Origin of the sequence: Demequina sediminis, from assembly GCF_030296675.1 — a bacterium.
GTDB classification, from domain to species: Bacteria; Actinomycetota; Actinomycetes; order Actinomycetales; family Demequinaceae; genus Demequina; species Demequina sediminis.
In genome coordinates, this window is sequence record NZ_AP027736.1 from 2401553 (window position 1) to 2425682 (window position 24130).

Genomic DNA, 24130 nt, shown 5'->3' on the forward strand with positions numbered 1-24130 from the left:
AGGTCTGGAAGGTCAATCGCGAGCGCGACGGCAAGCGCGAGACCTTCGAGTCCAACCTGCCCAAGAAGGGTCCGATCGGCGAGGCGCTCGCGCCCGTCGCCGGCTTTGGCGTCTCCCTGCGCAACTTCTTCCGTCCCACGGTGACCGAGCAGTACCCGCGGGTGAAGACGCCGCCGATGCAGCGCTACCACGGCCGCCACCAGCTCAACCGTCACCCCGACGGCCTCGAGAAGTGCATCGGCTGCGAGCTGTGCGCGTGGGCGTGCCCCGCGGACGCGATCTACGTCGAGGCCGACTCCAACACGCCCGAGCACCAGGTGAGCCCCGGCGAGCGCTACGGCCGCGTTTACCAGATCAACTACCTGCGCTGCATCTTCTGTGGGCTGTGCATCGAGGCGTGCCCGACGCGTGCCCTCACCATGACCAACGAGTACGAGCTCGCCGGTCCGACGCGCGAGGGCCTCATCTACGAGAAGCAGGACCTGCTTGCCCCCATGGGCGCGAACATGCTCGCGGCCCCGCACCCGATGGTGCCGGGCACGACGGATGGCTCGTACTACCGCGGCGAGGTCACCGGACCGGTCAAGGAGCAGGTCGAGTGGGTGCGCGAGCAGCGTCCCGAGGACCCGACGCTTCCCGAGAACCGCGCCAAGGAGCCGGCCACCGAGGAGGCACGTCGTGGTTAACCCCGTGCTCTTCTGGATCATCGCCGCGATCACGGTGATCCCCTCGCTCGCGCTGCTCTTCGCGCGCAAGACGGTCTACATCGCGATGTCGATCGTGCTCGTGATGGTGGGCCTCGCGGCCGCGTACGTGACGCTGGGCGCGCCGTTCCTCGGCGTCGTGCAGATCGTCGTCTACACCGGCGCCGTCATGATGCTGTTCGTCTTTGTCCTCATGCTCGTGGGCGTCGACCAGCGCGAGGACCTGCGCGAGACCATCCGCAACCAGCGGTGGATCGGGCTCGTCACCGCGCTCGGCCTGGGCGCTTTCCTCGTGTCGATCGTCACGCGCGTGTCGATCCCCGTCGCGGAGGAAGGCGTCTCGGGTGAGCCCGACGTCATCGCGTTCATGCTCTTCGAGCGGTACGTGCTCGTGATGGAGGTGTTGGGCTTCCTGCTCATCACGGCCGCCGTGGGCGCCCTCGTGCTCACGCACGTGCCGCGCCTCAAGCCGCGCCGCACCCAGCTCGAGGTGCAGCGCGACCGCGTGCGCGTGGGGGCCGACCCCGTCAACAAGCCGATGCCCGGCGTCTACGCGCGCCACAACGCGCTCGACGTGCCGGCGCTCGATCCCGAGGGCAAGCCCATCGAGGCGTCGATCTCGCGCGTGCTCGAGATGCGAGACCAGACGCAAGAGGGCGAGTCCTTCCGCGCGACTCTGGACGACCCCACGCGACCCGACTCCTCGTACCGCGATTCCACCTCGAAGGAGGACGGCCGCTGATGGACCCCATCAACTTCGTCATCCTCGCCGCGATCCTGTTCGCGATCGGCGCCGCCGCCGTGCTACTGCGTCGCAACGCGATCGTCGCGTTCATGGGCGTCGAGCTCATGCTCAACGCGTCCAACCTCGCGCTCGTGGCCTTCTCGCGCATCCACGGTGAGATCGACGGCCAGGTCATGGCGTTCTTCGTCATGGTCGTCGCCGCTGCCGAGGTCGTGGTGGGCCTCGCGATCATCATCGCGGTGTTCCGCGCACGCCAGACCATCTCGCTCGACGAGCCCGCCGAGCTGAAGGGCTGACCATGCTTGACCTCACCTGGCTCCTCATCGCCGTGCCCCTGGCGAGCAGCCTCGTGCTGCTCCTCGCGGGCACGCGCGCCAACCCCTGGGGACACTGGCTCGGGGTGATCGCCTCCGGCTCGACCTTCGTCGTCGGTCTCGGCGCCTTCATCCAGATGCTCGGCCTCGACGCGGAAGAGCGCTCGCACGCGGTGCACCTGTTCTCGTGGATTCCCGGCGGCGAGCTCAACCTCGACGCCGGCCTGCTCGTGGACCCGCTGTCGCTCACCTTCGTGCTGCTCGTCAGCTTCGTGGGCACGCTCATCCACGTGTACTCCGTGGCGTACATGGAGCACGACCCGAATCGCCGGATCTTCTTCGCGTACCTCAACCTGTTCGTCGCGGCGATGCTGCTGCTGGTGCTCGCCGACAGCTTCCTCCTGCTCTTCGTGGGCTGGGAGGGCGTGGGCCTCGCGTCGTACCTGTTGATCGGGTTCTGGAACCAGAAGCCCGAGTACGCAACCGCCGCCAAGAAGGCCTTCGTGGTCAACCGCGTGGGCGACATCGGCCTCATCATCGCGATGGGCCTCATGTTCGCGAGCTTCGGCGCGGTGGACTTCGCGACCGTGTTCGCCGCCGCCCCTGAGGCGTCCACCGCGACGCTCACCGCGACGGGCCTCATGCTGCTGCTCGCCGCGACCGGAAAGTCGGCACAGTTCCCGCTGCAGTCCTGGCTGGGCGACGCGATGGCGGGCCCCACGCCCGTGTCCGCGCTCATCCACGCCGCGACGATGGTCACCGCCGGCGTGTACCTCATCGTGCGCTCGGCGCCGATCTTTGAGGGTGCACCCGCCGCGCAGACGGTGGTCGCCGCGGTCGGTGCGTTCACGCTCATCCTCGGTGCGCTGATCGGCCTCGCGAAGGACGACATCAAGAAGGCGCTCGCCGCCTCGACGATGTCGCAGATCGGCTACATGATGCTCGCGGCCGGCCTCGGCCCGGTCGGCTACGCGTTCGCGATCTTCCACCTCGTCACGCACGGCTTCTTCAAGGCGGGCATGTTCCTGGGTGCCGGATCGGTGATGCACGGCATGCAGGATCAGGTCGACATGCGCCGCTTCGGGGCGCTGCGCACCGCGATGGTCACCACGTGGATCACGTTCGGCCTCGGCTGGCTCGCGATCCTGGGTGTGCCGCCGTTCTCGGGCTTCTGGTCCAAGGACAAGATCATCGAGGCCGCGTTCGTGGGTGAGGGCGCACAGCCCTGGATCCTGGGTGGCGCCGCGCTGATCGGCGCCGGACTCACCGCGTTCTACATGTCCCGACTGTTCTTCATGACGTTCCACGGCAAGGCGCGCTGGACCGACGACCAGCACCCGCACGAGTCGCCCGCCCTCATGACGGTTCCCATGATCATCCTCGCCGTCGGGTCGGCCTTCCTGGGCCTCTTCCTCGCGCTGGGTGACCGTTTCAGCCACTGGCTCGAGCCGGTCACGGGTCACGTCGAGCACCACGAGCCCGTGCTGCCCATCCCCGTCATCATGACCGCGACGCTGCTCCTGGTGGCGCTCGGCGTGTGGGGGGCATGGCGCAAGTACGGCGCCGCGGACGTCCCCACGACGGCCCCCACGGCGTCCCTCGCCACGGTCGCCGCGCGCAACGACATGTTCCAGGACTCGGTCAACCGCGGGGTGTTCGAGCGCCCCGGCACTCACCTCACCCGCACGCTCGTCTACGCGGACGCCGCGGTGGTCGACGGTGCCGTCGACAAGCAGGCCGAGGCCTGGTCACGTACCGGCGAGGTGGTGCGTCGCGCCCAGAACGGCCAGGTGCGCTCGTATGCGCTGACCATGCTCGTGGGTCTTGTCATCGTCATCTTCGTCGTGGTGCAGGGGGTCTCTAAACCATGTTCCCGATCCTGACCGTCATGGTCGCGCTGCCCGCGCTGGGCGCCGGCGTGCTGTGGGCCCTGCCCGCTGCCGCCCGCACTCGTGCGCGTGAGGTGGCGCTCGCCGTCACGGCCATCGAGCTCGTGCTCGCCGTCGTCCTGTTCCTCCAGTTCGACACGGCGGCCGCCGGCTCCATCCAGTTCTCCGAGACCTACGCCTGGATCCCGCAGATCGGCGCGAGCTGGGCGCTCGGCGTCAACGGCATCGGCCTCCTGATGATCGTGCTGGCCGCGATCCTCGTGCCGCTCGTCATCCTCGCGGGATGGCGTCAGGACGATGCCCCGGGTCGCCAGACCCACTACCTCGCCCTGATCCTGCTGGGCCAGGCGTTCATGGTCGGTATCTTCGCCGCGCGCGACGTCTTCCTGTTCTACGTGCTGTTCGAGGCGATGCTCATTCCGCTGTACTTCCTCATCGGCTCGTTCGGCGGCGCGCAGCGCCGCTACGCCGCGGTGAAGTTCCTGCTGTACTCCCTCGCGGGCGGGCTCGTCATGCTCGTGGGCGTCGTGGCGCTGTACTTCGCTGGCCCCGGCGGCGAGCAGGCCTTCCTCACGGACAACCTCACGGGCCTCGAGCTGTCGACCACCACCGAGCGGCTGATCTTCCTGGCGTTCTTCTTCGCCTTCGCGATCAAGGCGCCCATGGTCCCCGTGCACACGTGGCTGCCGACCGTCGCGGAGAACGCACGCCCCGGCACCACGGCGCTCCTGGTCGCGGTGCTCGACAAGATCGGCACGTTCGGCATGATCACGCTCGGCGTCGCGCTGTTCCCCGACGCCGCGCGCTGGGCCGCGCCCGCGATCATCGTCTTCGCCGTCATCTCCGTGATCTACGGGGCGCTGCTCGCGATCGGCCAGGTCAACATGCTGCGTCTCGTGGCCTTCACCTCGGTGAGCCACTTCGGCATCATGGTGCTCGGCATCTTCGCGTTCACGCAGACGTCGATCGAGGGTGCCGCGCTGTACATGTTCAACCACGGCCTCTCGACGGGTGCGTTGTTCCTCGTCGTGGGCTTCCTCATCGAGCGCCACGGCACCGCGGATGTCACCGCATACGGCGGACTGCAGCGAGTCGTCCCTGTCTTCGCAGGCACGTTCCTCGTCATCGGCCTCAGCGCACTCGCGCTGCCGGGACTGTCGCCCTTCGTGTCCGAGATCATGGTGCTCGTGGGCGCGTTTGGCGTGGCCAAGGTCGCCGTGATCGTGTCCGCGGTCGGCGTGGTGCTGGCCGCCCTCTACGTGTTGCTGACGTACCAGCGGGTCTTCACGGGACCCGTGCGCGAGGAGCGCGCGTCCACGCCCGAGCTGTCCCTGCGCGAGCGTGCGGTGCTGTGGCCCCTGGTGGGCCTCATGCTCGTGCTCGGATTCCTGCCGGGCATCGCGCTCGACACCCTGCGTGAGCCCGCCGCGGACCTCGTGTCCATCGTGTCCATCGAGGAGGCTGGCGAGTGAGCTTCGTGACCCCAGAGATCGCGTGGGCGCCGCTGGCGCCCGTCATCATCGTGCTCGGCGCGGCCGCGATCGGGATCCTGATCGAGTCGTTCGTGCGCACCCCCGCCACCCGGCGCATCGTCCTGCTGACGCTGTCCGTCGTGTCTCTCGTGGCCGCGGCGGCGGTCGCCGCGGTGCAGTGGGCGACCCTCGACGGCGCGGGCACGATCGTGCTCGACGGCATGATGACCGTCGACCGGCAGGCGCTCGCGTGGCAGATCGTCATCCTCGTCTTCGGGGCGCTCGGCGCGCTGCTGTTTGCCGCGCGCACGCGCGCGGGCGAGGAGGCGTTCACCCCGCTCGGCTCGGTTGCCCCCGGCACCGCCGAGGAGACCCTCGCGCGTCGCAAGGGCTTCCAGGTGACCGAGGTCTTCCCGCTCGCGCTGTTCGCGGTGGGCGGCATGATGCTCTTCACCTCGGTGACGGACCTCATCTTCCTGTTCGTCGCGCTCGAGGTGTTCTCGCTGCCGCTGTACATCCTGGTCGCTCTCGCGCGCAGGCGCCGCTTCCTCTCCCACGAGGGCGCGCTCAAGTACTTCCTGCTCGGGGCGTTCTCGTCGGCGCTGTTCCTGTTCGGCGCCGCGCTGCTGTACGGCGCGACGGGAGACACGAACTTCGTGCGCGTGTCCGAGGGCATCGCCACGGTGACGGGCCTCGACCCGCTGATCCTCTCCGGCGCCGTGCTGGTCATGTCGGGACTGTTGTTCAAGCTGGGCGCGGTGCCCTTCCACTCGTGGACCCCCGACGCCTATCAGGGCGCCCCGACTCCGGTCACTGCCTTCATGGCGGCCGCCACCAAGGCGGCGGCGACCGCGGCGCTCCTCCGCGTGTCGTACGAGGCACTTCACGGCCTCGCGTGGGAGCTGTCGTGGCTCATCTGGACCGTCGCGATTCTGTCGATGCTGCTGGGCACCGTCGTGGCGCTCGTGCAGACCGAGCTCAAGCGCATGCTCGCGTACTCGTCGATCGCGCACGCGGGCTTCATCCTCGTGGCGTTGGCGGGCTTCCCCGCCGATGCCCTCAGCGCACTGCCGTTCTACCTGCTCAGCTACGGACTCGCGACGCTGGGCGCGTTTGCGGTCATCACGCAGGTGCGTGAGCGCGGCGAGGACGGCACCGTGCTGGGCGAGGCGACGCGCCTGGGCCAGTGGGCCGGGCTCGGCCACCGCTCGCCGTGGCTCGCGGGAGCGATGGCGCTGTTCCTGCTCTCGTTCGCCGGCATTCCGCTGACCGCGGGCTTCGTGGGCAAGTTCGTGGCGTTCTCCGCCGCGATGTCCGAGGGCGCGTGGCCGCTCGTGCTCGTCGCTGTCATCGCGTCCGCCGCCGCCGCATTCTTTTACGTGCGCCTCATCGTGCTCATGTTCCTCACGGACGTTCCCGAGGGCCAGGAGGACGCGGTCGAGGTTGACCACAGCCCGCTCGCGCGCGCCGTGGTGGCCATCACGGTGATCGGCGTGGTGCTGCTCGGCATCGTGCCCGGCCCCGTGCTGTCGCTGTTCGAGAACGCCGGCGTGCTGCTGCTCGGCGCGGCGGGCTAGTCATGTCCTCGCTCGCGATCGACGACTCCGCGCTGGCGGAGGTGCTGCAGCCGCGGCTCGCGTTGGTCGAGGAGAGGCTGCGCGACGCCGTCGCGCAGTCCGACACCCTCGCCGATGCCACGTCGCGGCACCTGGTCGACGCGGGCGGCAAGAGGCTGCGCCCGATGCTCGTGCTGTTGTGCGCGCAGCTGGGCGACGGGGCTCGCCCCGAGGTGCTCGACGCCGCCGTGGTGGTCGAACTCACGCACCTCGCGACGCTGTATCACGACGACGTCATGGACTCCGCCCCCACGCGCCGCGGCGCGCCCGCGGCACACGAGGTGTGGGGCAACTCGGTCGCGATCCTCACGGGTGACCTGCTGTTCGCGCGCGCGTCGCGTGTGGTCGCCGGGCTGGGGCCGCAGGCCGTGCGCATCCAGGCCGAGACGTTCGAGCGCCTGTGCCTCGGCCAGCTCCACGAGACGGTGGGCGCCGCCGAGGGCGACGACCCGGTGGACTTCTACTTGCAGGTGCTCGCGGACAAGACCGCATCCCTCATCGCGACCTCCGCGCGCTTTGGCGCGATGTTCGGCGGCTGCCCGGTGGGCGTGGTCGACCAGGTGACGAGCTACGGGGAGTATGCGGGCGTCGCGTTCCAGCTCGCGGACGACGTCATCGACGTCCGCTCGGACGCCGCGACCACCGGCAAGACGCCGGGCACGGACCTGCGCGAGGGCGTCCCGACGATGCCCGTGTTGTTGCTGCGCCGCCGGGTGGCGGCGGGCGGCCCGGGGTCGAGGCCGACCGCGCTCTTCTCGAGGCGATCGACGGGGACCTGTCGGACGATGCCGTGCTCGCCGACGTGGTGGCGCGCCTCGCGGCCCACCCCGTGGTCGACGAGACCGCGGCGCTCGCGCGCGAGTGGGCGTCGCGTGCGGCCCAGGCGATCGCGCCGCTGCCCGAGGGTGACGTCAAGGCGGCGCTGGTGGCCTTCTCCGAGGCGCTCGTCGCCCGCGCGGCCTGACCCGCCGCCGCCCGCTACACGGGCTCGGTGACGGCTCCCGACTGCGCGGCCAGCGGGTCGCGCACGCGCGAGCGGGCGCGCCACGAGTCGATCGTGATGATCACCAGCGCGACCCATACCAGCGCGAAGCCCGCCCAGCGTCCCGCGGGCATCGGCTCGTGGAAGTACCAGACCGCGAGCGCGAACGTCATGGTGGGCGCGATGTACTGCAACAATCCCGACACGTTGAGCGGCAGCCTGCGGGCTCCCGCCGCGAACACCAGCAGCGCACCTGCCGTCCACGTGCCGGTCGTGAGCAGTAGCGCATCGTGCCAGCCGCCCAGGCCCTCGGCGCCGCGTGCGAAGAGCGTCGCCTGTCCGGACACACCCACCCACGCGAGCACTCCTATCGCGAGCGGCAACTGCACCGCGGTCTCGACGGTCAGTCCGGTGAGGGCATCGACGCGGTGGCCCACGTCCTTCTTGACGAACGAGTAGATCGCGAAGCTGAACGCGAGCGCGAGAGAGATCCAGGGCAGCCCGCCCATCTCGACCGCGAGCACCGCGACGGCGAGCGCGGCGACCCCGATCGCGACGACCTGCAGTCGCCGCAACCGCTCACCCAGCAGCACCACGCCCAGGGCGACGGTGATGAGGGGATTGATGTAGTACCCAAGCGAGGTCTGCGCGACGCGGTCGGTCACGACGGCGTAGACCATCACGCCCCAGTTGACCGCGATCACCAGTGAGGCCACCGCGAGCCGCGCCATCACGCGTCGATCGCGCACCACGGAGACAATCCGCGCCCAGCCGCGCACGAAGGGCACGATCGCGAGGCACACGACGAGCGAGGACACCGACCTCCACGCCACGATCTCGAACGCTCCGGCAGGCTCGAGGGCGGCCATGAAGATCGGGAAGAGCCCCCAGATGAAGTACGCGGAGGCGCCGTAGAGCAGGCCGCGGCGGTCGAGGGCAGGGGTCACGCTGCGATTGTTGCACCAGGTGGCACCCCGGGATCAGGGCCACCGTCCCTGAACTGGCACCGCTACCCGGTGCCGCCGGACCCCGCCGCCGCGATCCACGCGAGCAGCCACGTGCGGGACACCGCGCCGTCGATCGCCTCCGTGGGGAGCTCGACCGCCTCGCGCCACGCCGCCTCGCGCTGTTCGGGGCCAGCGAGCGCCCGGTACATGAGCAGGTAGTCGGCGAACTGGGTCGGGGTGGCGTCGCCCCACGCCTCCTCGACGGACGCGACGATGCGCGCGGGATCCACCGCGGACAGGTAGGCGGGCGCCGCGGGGTGGGCGGGGATGATCTGGATCGCGAGCATCGCGGCGGGATCCGCGCTGAACCAGGTCGCGTAGTCGCGCTTCGCGCCCCACTCGATCGCGACGATTCCATGCGCGTAGCCGTCGAGACCGGTGAGGTCAGGAGCGAGCCACAGGCGCCGGGCCGCCTCCGACTCGGCCGCGAGCATCCACCTCGCGGACTCCTCGAGGGCGAGGTCGCCGCGTACCGCGGCCCACAGAGCCACCGCGTTGTGGGCGAGCACCGCCTCCGAGCTGGACTCCTGATTGTTGCCGTCGGCGAAGGGGCTGAATCCAGAGGCCCACGAGTGTCCTGCGACCGGGTCGAAGGCCCGTCGCACCGGGAACGCGTCCGACGTGCCCGGCGCGGCGATGTCCTCCGCGACAAGGTCCATCACGGGACCGATGCGCGCGGCCAGGTCACCGTCGCGTGCGCCCGCGACGGCCGCGGCATAGAGCAGGTAGCCGTAGTGGAAGTGGTGGTCGTTGAAGGCCTCGGATCCGAATGCCGTCGCGAGCCCGACCACCCCGCGCAGCTCCCCGTCGTACGTGAAGCACCGCTCGGCGCGCGTGCGACAGCCGTCGGGATCGGCCCACAGGTCGAGCTGCTCGGCCAGCCGTGCGTGGAGATCGGCCGCGATCGCGTCCTCGCCCAGGGCATCGGCCACCGCGAGCAGGGTCGCGAGCCGGTAGAGGGCCTTCGACCCGAAGTAGGTGTCGGCGGGCAACTCCGCCTCCCCGGCATCCGCCCGCAGCGCCGCGACGATCTGCTCGCGCTGCGCCTCCGTGATCTGGGACAGGTCGAGCGCGGCGGACGGCTCGACGAGCGGCACGTCCCAGGTGACGGACGATGCCGTGCACACCGCGTACGAGCCATGGATGGTGGCGTACGTGCCCAGGCCACAGTCAAGCCCCGCCGCGCGGCTCTCGGGGACCGCCACGACCGTGGGCCGAGTGCCGTAGGACACCGAGGTCGTGGCCGCGTCGCCGAGCGCGAATCCGGCCTCGGCGCCACGCGGGACGTCCCCCAGCGCCGCGGCGAACGCCCGCGCGGACCCGCCCGCGGGGACGGCGAAGACATGTGCCGAGCCGCCGGGGTCGAGGCTCACCTCGTCGCCGTCGATCGAGCCGCGCGCGACGGCGACCGCGTACTCCGTGCCGTCGACGGTGGCCGTGGCGAGGGTCTCGTCGACGGCTGCAAACGTCGTGCCGAGGGTCAGCACGGCGCCGCCGGTCGACTCGAGCCCCACCGCGGGTACGCCCTGCGCGAGCGTCACGTTGACGGGACCGAGCGCGACCGTGACCGCGACCGGCGTCGCCTCGACCACCTCGCCATACCCCGACGCGCCCGCGATCGTGAGCGACACCGCGTCGACGGCGGGCGCGAGGATCACATCCGCGCTCGCGACGGGCCGGGTGAGGCCGAGTGAGACGCCGCCGTCGAGCATCCTTACCGACAGCGGCGCGGGGAACACCGGCAGGCCCGGCTCGCCGAACGCGAGGGCCGAGTACCACCGGTTCGTGGGTGGCACCACGCCGTCCGCGATGCGCTGCGGGATGTCCTGCGCCGCCGCGTCGGGAAGGATGCTGGGGTCGGGGGTCGACGCGCGCCGCGGGCACCGTCACGGGGGTGGCCGGCTCGGGGGACGGTTCCGTGCTTGCCGAGGGGCCGGGCGGCCGGCCGCCCCCGTCGCACGCCGTCACCGCGAACGCCATCGCGAGCGCGATCGCGAGGACGGCGGCAGCCGCGGGCCGCCGGCTCACAGCCCGACCCTCCTCGCGAGGTCGTCCAGGGCATCGGACACCCCCGCCAGCACGCCGTCGTCACGCAGGTGCATGGTGGCCTCCAGGGGCGTGCCGGGGCGCATGAGGCCCGTGGGATCCGACTCGACCAGGGCGTCCGAGTCGACGCGGACGTCGACATGCGCCGCGCCCTCGATGGTGCTCACGGACAGGTCGGCGATCGTGCCGGTGATCTCGCGGCCGTCCGGCAGCCTGAGGTCGACGGAGGCGCCGTCCTCGATGCGAGCGAAGTCCCGCGGCGAGAGGATGAAGCTAGCGGTCGCGAACAGCGAGCCCGTGCGGTCGATGGTCGCGATGACCCCGCCCGATCCCGCGTAGGCGCCCTGGTCGACCATGAGCGCGGAGACGGTCCCCGACACGGACGCCCGCACGAGCAGGGTCCCGTCGGCGTCCACCGCGGCGCCCTCACCCGCCACCAGCCCGAGCTCGACGTCTCGCGCGAGCGACAAGCTCTCGATCTCGAACAGGCGATCGCCCTCTGCGACCGTATCGCCCTCGGCGACGTGCCGCTCGACCACGAGGCCGCCGTAGTCGGTGCCCACGTCCACGTGCTCGGCCTCGATCTGGGAGGAGGAACTGAGCACCTGAGTCTGGCGCTGGTTGAAGATCACGGTGAGGGCCGCGACCACGACCAGCACGGCGACGAGTCCGAAGAACAGTTTCACCCGGCTTCCCCATGTCATGTCCGCAGCTCCTTCTCATGCGCCGTCTCGGTAGGGCGGCGGGCGCGTCGCGCGTGGGGCGTTCCTCGGGCCCGAGCACCGTGGCCCAGGCCGGGGTCCGTGTGGGGTTCGGGGTGGGCGCCGGCCGGGGTGCCGCCTCGGTGCCCGGGGCGGCGGCCGGTCGCGCGACCACGACCGTGGGCCCGGTCGCGGGCTCGGCGGGTGCGGGCGGCAGGGTGATGTGGGCGTGCCCGGCGCGACCGCGGCGGAGCTCGCGAGCCTCGCGCGCGGCCGCCATCAGGAACGCGCCGAGGATCACCGTGTTGGTGAGGTTCCACGCCGTCGCGAGTGTCGGCACCCCGTTGCCCCAGTCCCGCCATACCGCGACCACCGACGTCAGCGCGAGGAAGACGAAGAAGAGCACCTGCGGCACGATGAACGTGAACGGCGACGCGCCGCGGGCCGTCCCCGTGGACTGCCACCCCACGTCGCGGTGGGTGAAGGCGTTGACGAGCGCCTTGAGGTAGATCGGGAACGACACCGCCGCGAGCGTGAGGGTCTGCCAGCGGAAGGAGCCGAGGGTGAACCACGCGAGGCCGATCTGCATGAGGTAGAAACCGGCGTAGTAGAGGAACCAGGTGCCCACGGAGATCGACAGGTCCATGGGGCGCAGGTCGAGGTAGATCTCGAGCGGAGGCACCAGCAAGAGCAGCAGCGGCGTGATGCCCGTGAGGTAGAACGTCGCGGTCACGAAGTACTGGATGCGCTGATCCGCGCTGAGGCGCCTGCGCGGGCTCAGCGGATGGTGCGTGAAGAGGATCTCGAAGCCGCCCGTCGCCCAGCGCAGCTGCTGCTTGGCATACGCCTCCACCGTCTCGGGGGCATCCCCGATCGCGAGGACGGTCGGGATGTAGACCGATCTCCATCCCTGCTCGTGAAGCACGAGCGAGGTCCACACGTCCTCGGACTTCGAGTCCGTGTAGATGCCGCCAACGGCATCAATTGCGGCGCGTCGGAAGACCACGTTGGTGCCGACGCAGAACGCGGCGTTGAAGCGATTCCGCCCGGGCTGCACGAACCGGTAGAAGACCGCCTGCATGTAGCCCGCACCCTTGGCGATCGTGGTGTGCAGGTTGCCATAGGTCTGCGGCGTCTGCACGAACGCGACCGCGTCGTCGGCGAAGAACGGCATGGTCTCGTGGAGGAACGCGGGGTCGGGGACGAAGTCCGCGTCGAAGACGGCGAAGAAGTCGCCCCGCGCGAGCGTGAGCGCGTGATTGACGTTGCCCGCCTTGGCGCCGCCCGAGCTCAGCCGCCTCACGTATCGCGCGCCGAGCTCGGCCGCGAGATCGCGGATCTGATCGCTACGGCCGTCGTCGAGCACCCACGTGCGGTGGCGGCCGCGAATCGCCACGGCCGCGGCGACCGTGCGGCGCACCACCTCGACATCCTCGCCGTAGACGGTGACGAAGACGTCGACGGTCACGCGACGCCCCGCGATCTCGAGGGGCCACTGGGTGGGGTCTCCCGCGCCGGAGCGGCCGAAGAGCGCGTCGCGAGCACGGTGATACGTGAAGTCACGCGGATCGTTGCCGCCGGCGAGGATGGTCCACATCGACAGCAGGGCGTGGAAGACCAGGATCGACTCGGCCGAGATCACCAGCACCCACGGGATCACGTCGCCCCGGTTCGCGGGGTTGAGCAGGAACGCCGAGTACACGAGGATGCCGAGCGTGGCGACGAGCACGAGCAGCGTCATCACCGGGGACTGCTGAACCGAGGAGCGCGCGGCGCCCGTGGGTGCGCGACGGTCGGGCGCGGGAGACGTCACGATCTTCTCCTCTCGAGGAGCGCAAGCGCTTGCGAGGATGAGGTGGAGATCGACGTCTGCGGCGGTGGCGCACCCGAGGGGCGCCCTGCGGTGCCGGGTCGTGAAGCGTTCCGGCTGGCCCACTGTACCCACAAAGGGGACGAATCGGTCAAGAGGGGCGCGGAAACCACCTTCTGCTACGGCCGAGCCGCCGCACGCGCCGCCGGATGGGCTTGCAAGCGCTTGCATATCTGGCTAGGCTCGCCGACGATCGACCAGATCACCATCACACCGTCGTGATCGGGCCCACACCGTCGTGGACCCTCGGACCCTGGAGCGCTCCTTGTTCAAGCCGTCGCGCAGTACCTCCGCCCTCGCCCTCCTTGCCCTCTCCGGCGCCCTCGTGGTCGTCACCGCTCCCGCGGCATCGGCCGCCGAGCGCTCCTTCGCCCTCGTGGGCGACCTGCAGAGCGAGGTGGGTTGTCCAGGCGATTGGCAGCCCGACTGTGGGGAGTCGGAACTGCTCGCGACCGACACCCCGGACCTCTACGCCGCGCAGTTCGACGTGCCGGCCGGGACCTACGAGTACAAGGTCGCGGTGGACGATGCGTGGGACGAGGCCTACGGGCTGAACGGCGGCGCCGACAATATCCCGCTCGTGCTTCCCGAGGCCGCGACGTTGCGCTTCGTGTTCGACGATGCCGCCAAGCGCGTGGGGCTCGAGGTGCTGTCCGTGCGGGGCGAGTACACGGACGAGGACGATGCCCTGGTCGCGGCCCCCGCGCGACAGCCCGGCAGCGACGAGCAGTTCTATTTCGTGATGACCGATCGCTTCGCGAACGGAGACCCGAGCAACGACACCGCGGCCATCGAGGGCGACCGGCTCGACCACGGGTTCGACCCGACGGACAAGGGCTTCTATCACGGCGGCGACATCGCGGGACTGCATGATCGCCTCGACTACATCGAGGGGCTGGGCACGACGGCGATCTGGCTGACCCCCTCCTTCAAGAACCGCCCCGTCCAGGGCGAGGGCGTCAACGCGAGCGCCGGCTACCACGGCTACTGGGTCACGGACTTCACGCAGATCGACCCACACCTGGGCACCAACGCGGAGCTCGAGGCGCTCATCGCGGACGCCCACGACCGCGGCATCAAGGTCTACTTCGACATCATCACCAACCACACCGCCGACGTGATCGCGTACGAGGAAGGCGAGTACGCGTACATCGAGAAGTCGGTGGAGCCGTACCTCGACGAGGACGGCGAGCCGTTCGACCCGGCCGACTACGCGGGAACTGGAACCTTCCCCGCCCTGGACGCCGCGACATCGTTCCCCTACACGCCCGTGATTTCGCCGGCCGACGCGGACGCCAAGGTCCCCGCGTGGCTCAACGACCCCACGCTCTATCACAACCGCGGCGACTCGACGTGGACGGGGAGTCGGTCACGTACGGCGACTTCGTGGGTCTCGACGACATCATGACGGAGCACCCGACCGTGGTCGGCGGCTTCGTCGACGTGTACCAGGACTGGATCGACCTGGGCATCGACGGCTTCCGCATCGACACCGCCAAGCACGTCAACTTCGAGTTCTGGGAGGAGTGGAGCACCGAGGTGCTCGACTACGCGCACGCGAACGGCAAGCCGGACTTCTTCATGTTCGGCGAGGTCTACGACGCGGACCCCGTCAAGCTTTCGCCATACGTGCGTGACACGGACATGAACTCGGTGCTCGACTTCACGTTCCAGTCCTCCGCCGTGAGTTTCGCGAGCGGCAACTCCGCGCGGGGCCTGCGCTCGCTGTACGCGGGGGACGACTACTACACGACTCCCTCGACGTCCGCTGGCGCGTTGCCCACGTTCCTGGGCAATCACGACATGGGGCGCGTGGGGTACTTCCTCCAGGGCACGGATTCCGCCCTCGAGCGCACCGAGCTCGCCCACGAGCTGATGTTCCTGGGTCGCGGCCAACCGGTGGTCTACTACGGCGACGAGCAGGGCTTCGCGGGCGCCGACCCCGGCAATGACAAGAGCGCGCGTCAGTCGCTGTTCGCGTCGCAGGTCGACGAGTTCACCGACCAGGCGCTGCTCACGGGTGAGACCGCGGGCGCGGTCGACCGCTACGACACGGACGCCGTGCTGTACGAGCACATCGCCGCGCTGTCCGCGCTGCGGGAGGCGCACCCCGCGCTCGCGACCGGAGCGCAGATCGAGCGCTACGCCGAGTCGGGCGCGGGCGTCTACGCCTTCTCGCGCGTCGACCGCGACCAGCGCGTCGAGTACCTGGTCGCGCTCAACAACTCCGCGTCCGAGTCGACCGTCGACATCCCCACGCTGACCGCGGGGGCGACCTTCGAGACCCTCTATGGCGGCGCGGGCACGGTCGCGTCCGACGCCTCGGGAGTCGCCTCGGTGACGGTCCCCGCGCTCGGGGCCGTCGTGTTGCGGGCCGATGCCCAGGTCACGGCACCCGCGGAGGCCTCGCCGGTGTCCGTCGTCGCCCCGGCTCCCGGGGCCGGCGTGTCCGGCTCCGTCGCCGTGAGTGCTGACGTCGACGACTCGTGGCGCGAGACGTCGTTCGCGTGGCGCGTCGTGGGCGCCGACACGTGGACGCCGCTCGGCACGTCCGAGACGACCACCCCGCGCGTCTTCCACGACGTGCGCGGGCTCGACGCGGGCACGCTGATCGAGTACCGCGTCGTGACGGTCGACGCGGCGGGCCAGCGCTCCGCGGCATCGACCTATGCGTCGGTGGGTCACGCGGTCGCGGTCGCGGTCGAGGAGGAGCCCGAGCAGGGCATCGAGTCCGTGACCATCGCGGGCAGCCTCAACTCCGAGATGGGCTGCGCGGGCGACTGGCAGCCGGCGTGCGAGGCCGCGATGCTCACCGAGGGTCCCGGCGGCGTGTGGTCAGGGACGTTCGACGTGGCGGCGGGCGACTACGAGTACAAGGCCGCGATCGACGGCAGCTGGACCATCAACTACGGCGCGAACGCCGTGAGGGACGGCAGCAACATCGCCATCTCGCACGACGGTGGTCCCCTCACCTTCTACTTCGACTCGCGCAGCAACCAGGTGCAGTCGAGCGCGGAGGGTCCCGCGGTCACGCTGCCCGGCTCGTATCAGTCCGAGATCGGCTGCCCGGGGGACTGGGCACCCGACTGCCTCGCGAGCCTCATGGCCGACGGCGACAAGGACGGCGTCTACGAGTTCTCGACGGCCGACATCCCGGCAGGCGCCTACGAGGTCAAGGTCGCGCACGGGCTGGGCTGGGCGGAGAACTACGGACAGGACGGCGCGCCCGGCGGCGCGAACTACGCGTTCTCGACGGAGGAGGGCGAGCTCGTGACCTTCCGCTACGAGATCGCGACGCACCTGCTCGAGATCGAGGTCGCGAACCCGCCGCTGCCCGGCGCGGGACAGTCGCGCGCGTACTGGATCGACGCCCAGACCCTCGCGGTGCCGGCAGACCTGGGTTCTGGGGAGGGCTGGCAGCTGTACGGATCCGCCGACGCGACACTCGAGGCGGCGGGCTCCGACGTCTCGGGTGGCGAGCCGGTCGCGCTGAGCGTGGTCGAGGGGGCCTCACCGCGGCCCAGCTCGAGCGATTCCGTGCCCTCGAGGGCTATGTCGCGCTGCGCGTCGAACTGACGCGCGAGGATGCGGCCGCGCTGTTGCGCGGAGAGCTCGCCGTCGCACGCCGCGACGGTGACGCGCTGACGGCCTTCACGGGCGTGCAGGTGGCGGGCGTCCTCGACGCCCTCTACGCGGAGGCGGCCGACGGCGTCGACCTGGGCGCGGTCTACGGCGACGGAGGAATCGACTTCCGCGTCTGGGCGCCCACGGCTCGCGCAGCGACGCTGCTCACGTGGGGCCCCGGTGCGGCGGGAGACCCCGCGCGTCATGAGGCCACGTGGGACGCGGACAGCGGTGTGTGGAGCGTCGCGGGCGACGGCTCCCTCGACGGCGCCGAGTACCTGTGGGAGCTCGAGGTGTTCTCCCCGAGCAGCGGCGAGATCGAGCTCAACGCAGTGACCGACCCGTACTCGGTCGCGCTGACGCTGAACTCGACGCGTTCTGTCGCGGTCGACCTCGATGATCCCGCATTCCGGCCCGAGACGTGGGAGGAGACTCCGGCGCCCGTCGTCGACCGCGCGGTCGACCAGGCGATCTACGAGCTCCACATCCGCGACTTCTCGATCGGTGACGCCTCGGTGCCCGCCGAGGAGCGCGGCACCTACCGCGCCTTCACCCGCGAGGGTGCGGGACGCGCGCAGCTGCGCGAGCTCGCGGACGCGGGCATCACGACGGTGCACCTGTTGCCCTCGTTCGACATCGCGACCATCGAGGAGGACCGCACGCTCCAGCAGCAGCCGGACTGCGACCTCGCGTCGATGGCTCCCGACTCGGAGGAGCAGCAGGCATGCGTCGCCGCGGTGGCCGACACCGACGGCTTCAACTGGGGCTACGACCCCTTCCACTACACGGTGCCCGAGGGCTCGTACGCGGTGGATGCCGACGGCGGCGCGCGTGTCGCGGAGTTCCGCGAGATGGTCGGCGCGCTGCACGAGGACGGCCTCCAGGTGGTCCTCGACCAGGTCTTCAACCACACCGCGCAGTCGGGTCAGGGGAGAAGTCGGTGCTCGATCGCGTGGTGCCCGGCTACTACCACCGCCTGAGCGACACGGGCACGGTCGAGACCTCGACCTGCTGCCAGAACGTCGCGACGGAAAACGCGATGGCGGGCAAGCTCATGGTCGACTCCGTGGTGACGTGGGCGGCGGACTACAAGGTCGACGGCTTCCGCTTCGACCTCATGGGCCACCACTCTCGCGAGAACATGCTCGACATTCGTGCGGCGCTCGACGCGCTCACGCTCGCCGAGGACGGCGTCGACGGCTCGTCGATCTACCTCTACGGCGAGGGCTGGAACTTCGGCGAGGTGGCGGACAACGCTCTCTTCGACCAGGCGACCCAGGGGCAGCTCGGGGGGACCGGCATCGGCACCTTCTCCGACCGGCTGAGGGATGCCGTCCACGGCGGCAGCCCGGTCGACTCGTCGTCGACGTTCCGTCAGGGATTCGGCACCGGTCTCGGCACGGACCCCAACGGCGACCCCGTCAACGGCTCCACCGAGGAGGCGCTCGCGGCGCTCGCTCACGAGGCCGATCTGGTCCGGCTGGGACTCGCGGGGAACCTGCGGGACCTCGAGCTGCTCGCGTCGGATGGCACGGTGCGCGCGGGCGACGAGCTCGACTACCGTGGCTCGCCCGCCGGCTACGCCGACCAGCCCGACGAGGTCGTCACCTACGTCGACGCTCACGACAACGAGACGCTGTACGACCTGAGCGTCCTCAAGCTGCCCGTCGACACGTCGATGGAGGACCGCGTCCGCATGAACACGCTGTCGCTCGCGACCGCGACCCTCGCCCAGACGCCGTCGTTCTGGCATGCGGGCACGGAGCTGCTGCGGTCGAAGTCGCTGGACCGCAACAGCTACAACTCGGGCGACTGGTTCAACCGCATCGACTGGACGGGCCAGGAGTCGACGTTCGGCTCGGGGCTCCCGCCGGCCGCGGACAACGAGGGCAAGTGGTCTGTCATGGCGCCGCTGCTCGCGAACGGAGATCTCAAGCCCACGGCAGCGGACATCGCCCAGGCGGAGGCCGCCGCACTCGACCTGCTGCGCGTGCGCACGGAGGTTCCGCTGCTGCGGCTCGGCTCGGCCGAGCTCATCACGGAGAAGGTGTCCTTCCCCGGCAGCGGTCCCGACGCGACGCCCGGAGTGATCGTCATGCTCATCGACGACCTCGTGGGGGCCGACGTCGACCCCGACCTCGCCGGCGCGCTCGTCGTGTTCAACGCCTCGCCCGAGGCGACCACGCAGGAGATCGCGGCGCTCGCGGGACGCGAGTTCGCGCTCACCCCCGCGCTCGCCGAGGGCTCGGATGACGTGGTGCGCTCGACGTCGTGGGACGCCGCCGCAGGCGAGGTCACGGTGCCCGCGCGCACGGTCGCGGTGCTGGTCGAGGGCCAGGACGATGCCCCGGCGCCGGCCTTCGCCGACGTCTCGGAGGACCCGGAGTCGCCCCTGTACAGCGAGCACGCGGCGGCGATCGGCTGGCTCGCCGCCGAGGGGATCTCGAAGGGATGGGACAACGGGGACGGCACGTTCTCCTTCCGCCCGCTGTCTCCCGTGACGCGCGACGCGATGGCGGCCTTCCTCTACCGCTACGCGGGCTCGCCCGAGTGGGAGGCCCCGGAGGTCTCGCCGTTCCTCGACGTGACGCCCACCAGCACCGAGTTCTACGCGGAGATCACGTGGCTCGAGGCGCAGGGCATCACCGAGGGCTGGGAGGTCGACGGCGGACGTGAGTTCCGGCCGCTGGCCACGATCACGCGCGACGCGATGGCGGCCTTCATGTACCGCTATGCGGACTCGCCCGCGTGGGAGGCTCCGGCGGAGTCGCCGTTCCTCGACGTGGCTCCCGGTCGGGTGTTCTACGACGAGATCACGTGGCTCGAGAGCCAGGGCATCACGGAGGGTTGGGAGGTGGACGGAGGGGTCGAGTATCGACCGCTCGCGTCGATCACCCGCGACGCGATGGCGGCGTTCCTGCAACGCCACCACGAGCTCGGGTAGCCCGCCCCCACGCGGCTCCGCCACACGGTTTCGCGGCTCCGCCACACGAGCTACCCGCCGGCACCTCCTACCCCCGCCGGCTCCGCCACACGCCGTCACTGCAATGGGACACCCATGGTCGGTATCGAGGGATTCCGGCGCGCTATGGGACCACCACCGTCGCGGGCGTGTGGCGGAGTCGCGGCAGGGTGAGCGTGTGGCGGAGCCGCAGCAGGGTGAGCGTGTGGCGGAGCCGCGGCAGGGTGAGCGTGTGGCGGAGCCGCGGGAGGGCGCTGAGTCGGCGCAGCGTCAGTGCGGCAGGCCCGCGTCGACCAGTCCGCGCGACACGCGCAGCCGGTGCTGGACCCGCGCGAACACCAGCCGGTCCACGAGCATCGTGAAGGCGAGCACGATGAGGATGGTCGCCATCATCTCCGTGATGTCGCCGGTCTCGCGCGAACGCTGGATCACGTCGCCGATCCCGGTGCCCGACAGTGCGCCCGAGAAGATCTCGCCGGCCACCAGGCAGCGGAACGCGATCGACCAGCCCAGCTCGAGACCGGTCATGATGCCGGGCAGCGCGGCGGGGAGCGTGACGTGTCGCAACAGCGTCCCGCCATCGGCCCCGAAGGTGCGCCCCGCCCGCAGCAGCAGCGGCGGCACGTTCTTCACGGCGGTGCGGGTGCCGAGGATCACCGCGGGCATCGCGCCGATGCTCACGACGGCCGCGAGCGACCACGGGGAGGTGCCGAGCACGATCGCGGCCACCGGGATCCACATCGACGTCGGCATGCCCTGCAGGGCCGCGAGGTACGGAGAGAGCCCGCGGTCGACCGCGGGCCGGGAGCCGATCACGAGCCCTAGCGCGACGCCCACCACCGCGGCGACCGCGAAGCAGCCGCCCATGAACAGCGTGACGCGCGCGAAGATCGACGCGAAGCGCCCGTCGAGAGCCATCTGCCACAGCTCGGCCCCCGTCGCGGCCGGACCCGGGAGCGCGTCGAGGGTGAGCGACAGGAGGGCCCACAGCCCCAACAACGCGAGCCCCACCACGACGATGGGCCCGCCGCGACGCCACGCGGGCGTGCGTGCGACCGGGGACGCGTCAGATGACGACATGGTCGTCCTCCCCACCGCGCGGCGCCGCGATGCCCAGCTGGTCCGCGGCGTCGAGCAGCCGGCGCACATCCTGGGCGAGCGCGACCACGCGCTCGGATTCCACGACGCGCGGACGGGCGAGGGACACGCGAACGTCGCCGATGATGCGCCCGGGCCCGGAGGACAGGACGATGACGCGGTCACCCAGGGCGACCGCCTCGCGCACGTTGTGGGTGACGAAGAGAATCGTCGTGCCGGTCTCGCGCCACAGCTCCTGGAGCTCGACGTGGAGGCGGTCGCGCGACGGGGCGTCGAGCGCGCTGAAGGGCTCGTCCATCAGCAGGACAGCGGGTCGCATCGCGAAGGCGCGGGCGAGTGCCGCGCGTTGGCGCATGCCGCCCGACAGCTGGTGTGGGTGGAGCGATGCGGCATCGGTCAGGCCCACCTTGGCGAGCCAGCGCGCGACGGTCGACTCGCGCTCGGCGGCCGGAACGCCAGCCTGCTTGAGCCCGAACCCGACGTTGTCCGCGACGGACAGCCACGGGAACAGCGCGTGCTCCTGGAACACCATGACGCGATCGGGGCCGGGGCCCGTGACGGGGCTGCCGTCGACGGCCACGGATCCGCGCGCGGGTCGCGTGTGCCCCGCCACGAGGTCGAGCAGCGTCGACTTTCCGCAGCCCGAGGGCCCACGACGCACACGAGTTCGCCCGGTGCGAGGGACAGGTCGATGCCGTCGAGAGCGAGGCGTTCCCCGGACCGGCCGGGGAACGCCTGCGCCACATCGGCGATCGCGACAGGTGCGCCCATCAGATGCTCAGGTAGGCGTCCTCGCCCAGGCCGGGGGCCTGAGCGCGCGCGGTGCCTGCGGCGACCGTCGAGCCGTCCTGCGGATCGATGAGCACGAAGGCGCCGGTGCGGCGGTGACGCCCGTAGTCCTCGACCGCGAGCGGCTGGGCGAGCTGGAGCTCGACCACGCCGATGTCGTTGAGCAGCAACTCGTGCCCCGGCTTGATCGACGCATCGAGCGTGCCTCCCGGCAGCGCGATGTCGAGCACGCCGTCGATCGCGACGACCATCGCCTGGACCAACGCGGAGCCGTGCTGCACGAGCACGCGATCGCGCACGCGCAGCGGGCGATCCGTGAGCCACGCGACGTGAGCGTGGAACGTGCGGCGTGGCTGGAGCGCGTCCGACGCGGAGGACAGCAGGTCCCCTCGCGCAACGTCGACATCGTCCGCGAGGCGAATCGCGATCGACTGACCGGCGTGCGCCTCGTCGAGCGGGCCCGTCGCGGTGTCGATGCCAGCGACCGTGGTGCGCCGCCCGGAGGGCTGGACCACGACATCGTCCCCCACCCGGATGGTGCCCTCGGCGACCTGGCCCGCGTAGCCGCGATACTCGCGGTACTCGGGCGACAGGGCGGCGTCCTGCGGTCGCAGCACGAGCTGCACGGGCAGGCGCCAGCCCACCTGGGCGGCCTCGGCGTCGGCCGCGGTCGGGTGAGCGATGCCGCGGCGGTGAGCCGCGGCGATGGCGTCGGCGCCCTCGTCGATCGACGGCACGGTCTCGAGGATCTCGAGCACCGTGGGCCCGTCGTACCACGGCGTGCGCTCCGAGCGCACGGCCACGTTGTCGCCCACGAGCGCGCTCACGGGGACCGTGATGACGTTGGTGAGCCCGAGGGCCTCGGCGTGAGACTGCACGTGCTGCGCGATCGACCGGTACGGACCGGCCGCATAGTCGAGCAGGTCGATCTTGTTGACGGCCACGATCACGTGCGGCACGCGCAGCAGCGCGGCCACCGCGAGGTGGCGGCGCGTCTGCTCGACCACGCCGTAGCGTGCATCCACGAGCACGATCAGCGCGTCGGCGGTCGATGCACCCGTGACGGTGTTGCGCGTGTACTGCACGTGTCCGGGGCAGTCCGCGAGGATGAACGTGCGGCGCGGTGTCGAGAAGTAGCGGTACGCGACGTCGATCGTGATGCCCTGCTCGCGCTCGGCGCGCAGGCCGTCCGTGAGCAGCGCGAGGTCGACGGTCTCGCCGCCGCGCTCGCGGCTCACGCGCGCGACCGCCTCGTACGCGTCCGCGAGGATCGACTTGGTGTCGTGCAGCAGGCGCCCCACGAGCGTGGACTTGCCGTCGTCGACGGATCCGGCGGTCGCGAAGCGCAGGAGCGAGGGCGTGGTGGTCAGGGTGTCCATTAGAAATAGCCCTCCTTCTTGCGGTCCTCCATGGCGGCCTCAGAGAGGCGGTCGTCGGCGCGGGTCGCGCCGCGCTCGGTGATGCGGGTCGCGGCGACCTCGGCGATCACCTCGGCGAGCGTCGCGGCGGGCGACTCGACGGCCCCCGTGCAGGACGCGTCCCCCACGGTCCGATACCTCACCGTGCGGGTCTCCACGGCATCGTCCTCGCGCACCGTCACGGACGGGTGGGGCGTGAGCCACATCCCGTCGCGCTGGAACACGGGCCGCTCGTGCGCGTAGTACAGCGACGGCAGCTCGATCCCCTCGCGCTCGATGTAGCGCCACACGTCGAGCTCCGTCCAGTTGGACAGCGGGAACACGCGCACGTGCTGTCCGGGCAGGTGCTTGGGGTTGTAGAGGTTCCACAGCTCGGGACGCTGATTGCGCGGGTCCCACTGGCCGAACTCGTCGCGCAGGGACACCACGCGCTCCTTGGCGCGCGCCTTTTCCTCGTCGCGTCGCGCGCCGCCGAACACGACGTCGTACTTGTGTCCCGCGATCGCGTCGAGCAGCGGCACGGTCTGCAGCGGGTTGCGCGTGCCGTCGGGGCGTTCGCGCAGGCGGCCGTCGTCGATGTAGTCCTGCACCTTCGCGACCTGCAGGCGCAGGCCGAGGCGCTCGACGGTGCGATCGCGAAACTCGATGACCTCGTCGAAGTTGTGGCCCGTGTCGACGTGGAGCAGCTCGAACGGCACGCGTCCTGGCCAGAACGCCTTGGTCGCGAGGTGGAGCACCACGACGGAGTCCTTGCCGCCGGAGAACAGCAGCACGGGCTTGCGCGCGGTGGCGACCGCCTCGCGGATGATGTGGATGCCCTCGGCCTCGAGGGCATCCAGGGTGGTGAGGCGCGCGGGGGCGCCGGTGGGCGCCGCGGGTGCGTCGGTCATGGG

Annotated in this window: 19 protein-coding genes and 1 pseudogene; 12 read left to right on the plus strand and 8 right to left on the minus strand. The window is 70.8% G+C overall.

From position 1 onward, the window contains the following. The first annotated feature begins 56 nt into the window (after positions 1-56). The 7 genes and pseudogenes from nuoI (at position 57) to QUE44_RS12330 (ending at position 7704) form a co-directional block, all read left to right on the plus strand. Positions 57-686: an NADH-quinone oxidoreductase subunit NuoI gene (gene nuoI, locus QUE44_RS12300; protein ID WP_286216770.1), complete on the plus strand. Its 630-nt coding sequence runs from the start codon at positions 57-59 to the stop codon at positions 684-686. Next, on the plus strand, positions 679-1446 hold the full coding sequence (locus QUE44_RS12305; RefSeq protein ID WP_286214885.1) for an NADH-quinone oxidoreductase subunit J: 768 nt from the start codon (positions 679-681) through the stop codon (positions 1444-1446). Before nuoI ends, QUE44_RS12305 begins: the two co-directional genes overlap by 8 nt. After that, positions 1446-1745, plus strand: a complete 300-nt coding sequence (nuoK, locus tag QUE44_RS12310) for an NADH-quinone oxidoreductase subunit NuoK (RefSeq protein WP_286214886.1) — start codon at positions 1446-1448, stop codon at positions 1743-1745. The genes QUE44_RS12305 and nuoK overlap by 1 nt, the downstream gene beginning before the upstream one ends. A gap of 2 nt (positions 1746-1747) precedes the next feature. Continuing rightward, positions 1748-3646 carry an NADH-quinone oxidoreductase subunit L gene (gene nuoL, locus QUE44_RS12315; RefSeq protein ID WP_286214887.1) on the plus strand — a complete coding sequence of 633 codons (1899 nt, stop codon included), beginning with the start codon at positions 1748-1750 and terminating at the stop codon, positions 3644-3646. Beyond that, on the plus strand, positions 3631-5124 hold the full coding sequence (locus QUE44_RS12320; RefSeq protein ID WP_286214888.1) for an NADH-quinone oxidoreductase subunit M: 1494 nt from the start codon (positions 3631-3633) through the stop codon (positions 5122-5124). The genes nuoL and QUE44_RS12320 overlap by 16 nt, the downstream gene beginning before the upstream one ends. Further along, the gene (gene nuoN / locus QUE44_RS12325; protein WP_286214889.1) at positions 5121-6701 is read left to right on the plus strand and encodes an NADH-quinone oxidoreductase subunit NuoN; all 1581 of its coding nucleotides are present in this window, start codon (positions 5121-5123) and stop codon (positions 6699-6701) included. Before QUE44_RS12320 ends, nuoN begins: the two co-directional genes overlap by 4 nt. A gap of 2 nt (positions 6702-6703) precedes the next feature. Continuing rightward, positions 6704-7704, plus strand: a pseudogene (locus QUE44_RS12330) (polyprenyl synthetase family protein). 14 nt (positions 7705-7718) lie between these two features. Here the strand turns inward: QUE44_RS12330 and rarD are convergent. From rarD to QUE44_RS12350, 4 genes are all read right to left on the minus strand, one after another. Further along, positions 7719-8669, minus strand: a complete 951-nt coding sequence (rarD, locus tag QUE44_RS12335) for an EamA family transporter RarD (protein ID WP_286214891.1) — start codon at positions 8667-8669, stop codon at positions 7719-7721. Between the two features lie 62 nt (positions 8670-8731). After that, positions 8732-10528, minus strand: a complete 1797-nt coding sequence (locus QUE44_RS12340) for a glycosyl hydrolase (protein ID WP_286214892.1) — start codon at positions 10526-10528, stop codon at positions 8732-8734. A 225-nt stretch (positions 10529-10753) separates the two neighbouring features. Further along, positions 10754-11314, minus strand: coding sequence for an efflux RND transporter periplasmic adaptor subunit (locus QUE44_RS12345; protein WP_491375249.1), 561 nt, complete (start codon positions 11312-11314; stop codon positions 10754-10756). After that, positions 11202-13289, minus strand: a complete 2088-nt coding sequence (locus QUE44_RS12350) for a glycosyltransferase family 2 protein (RefSeq protein ID WP_286214894.1) — start codon at positions 13287-13289, stop codon at positions 11202-11204. Before QUE44_RS12350 ends, QUE44_RS12345 begins: the two co-directional genes overlap by 113 nt. 42 nt (positions 13290-13331) lie before the next feature. Here QUE44_RS12350 and QUE44_RS12355 point away from each other — a divergent pair, with 42 nt between their 5' ends. Genes QUE44_RS12355 through QUE44_RS14450 form a run of 5 tightly spaced genes read left to right on the plus strand, consistent with a single transcriptional unit; the run spans position 13332 to position 19914 of the window. After that, positions 13332-13568 (plus strand): hypothetical protein, encoded by a 237-nt coding sequence (locus tag QUE44_RS12355; protein ID WP_286214895.1) that lies wholly within the window; start codon positions 13332-13334, stop codon positions 13566-13568. Between the two features lie 43 nt (positions 13569-13611). Beyond that, complete coding sequence (locus tag QUE44_RS14435) at positions 13612-14754, plus strand: alpha-amylase family glycosyl hydrolase (RefSeq protein WP_433997172.1); 1143 nt, start codon at positions 13612-13614, stop codon at positions 14752-14754. Then, entirely contained in the window at positions 14700-16922 is a 2223-nt protein-coding gene (locus QUE44_RS14440; protein ID WP_433997173.1) for a pullulanase X25 domain-containing protein, read from the plus strand. The genes QUE44_RS14435 and QUE44_RS14440 overlap by 55 nt, the downstream gene beginning before the upstream one ends. After that, positions 16907-17950, plus strand: coding sequence for a hypothetical protein (locus QUE44_RS14445; protein WP_433997198.1), 1044 nt, complete (start codon positions 16907-16909; stop codon positions 17948-17950). Before QUE44_RS14440 ends, QUE44_RS14445 begins: the two co-directional genes overlap by 16 nt. Continuing rightward, a complete protein-coding gene (locus QUE44_RS14450) occupies positions 17911-19914 on the plus strand; it encodes an alpha-1,6-glucosidase domain-containing protein (protein WP_433997174.1) in 2004 nt (667 codons plus the stop codon). The genes QUE44_RS14445 and QUE44_RS14450 overlap by 40 nt, the downstream gene beginning before the upstream one ends. A gap of 288 nt (positions 19915-20202) precedes the next feature. Here QUE44_RS14450 and QUE44_RS12370 read toward each other — a convergent pair whose 3' ends face one another. The 4 genes from QUE44_RS12370 to cysD all read right to left on the minus strand — a co-directional run bounded on the left by QUE44_RS12370 (position 20203) and on the right by cysD (position 24127). Beyond that, on the minus strand, positions 20203-21012 hold the full coding sequence (locus QUE44_RS12370) for an ABC transporter permease (RefSeq protein WP_286214896.1): 810 nt from the start codon (positions 21010-21012) through the stop codon (positions 20203-20205). Then, on the minus strand, positions 20999-21691 hold the full coding sequence (locus tag QUE44_RS12375; protein ID WP_286214897.1) for an ABC transporter ATP-binding protein: 693 nt from the start codon (positions 21689-21691) through the stop codon (positions 20999-21001). Before QUE44_RS12375 ends, QUE44_RS12370 begins: the two co-directional genes overlap by 14 nt. Before the next feature lie 109 nt (positions 21692-21800). Then, positions 21801-23198 carry a sulfate adenylyltransferase subunit 1 gene (locus QUE44_RS12380; RefSeq protein WP_286214898.1) on the minus strand — a complete coding sequence of 466 codons (1398 nt, stop codon included), beginning with the start codon at positions 23196-23198 and terminating at the stop codon, positions 21801-21803. Continuing rightward, the gene (cysD, locus tag QUE44_RS12385; protein ID WP_286214899.1) at positions 23198-24127 is read right to left on the minus strand and encodes a sulfate adenylyltransferase subunit CysD; all 930 of its coding nucleotides are present in this window, start codon (positions 24125-24127) and stop codon (positions 23198-23200) included. Before cysD ends, QUE44_RS12380 begins: the two co-directional genes overlap by 1 nt. Positions 24128-24130 lie beyond the last annotated feature (3 nt).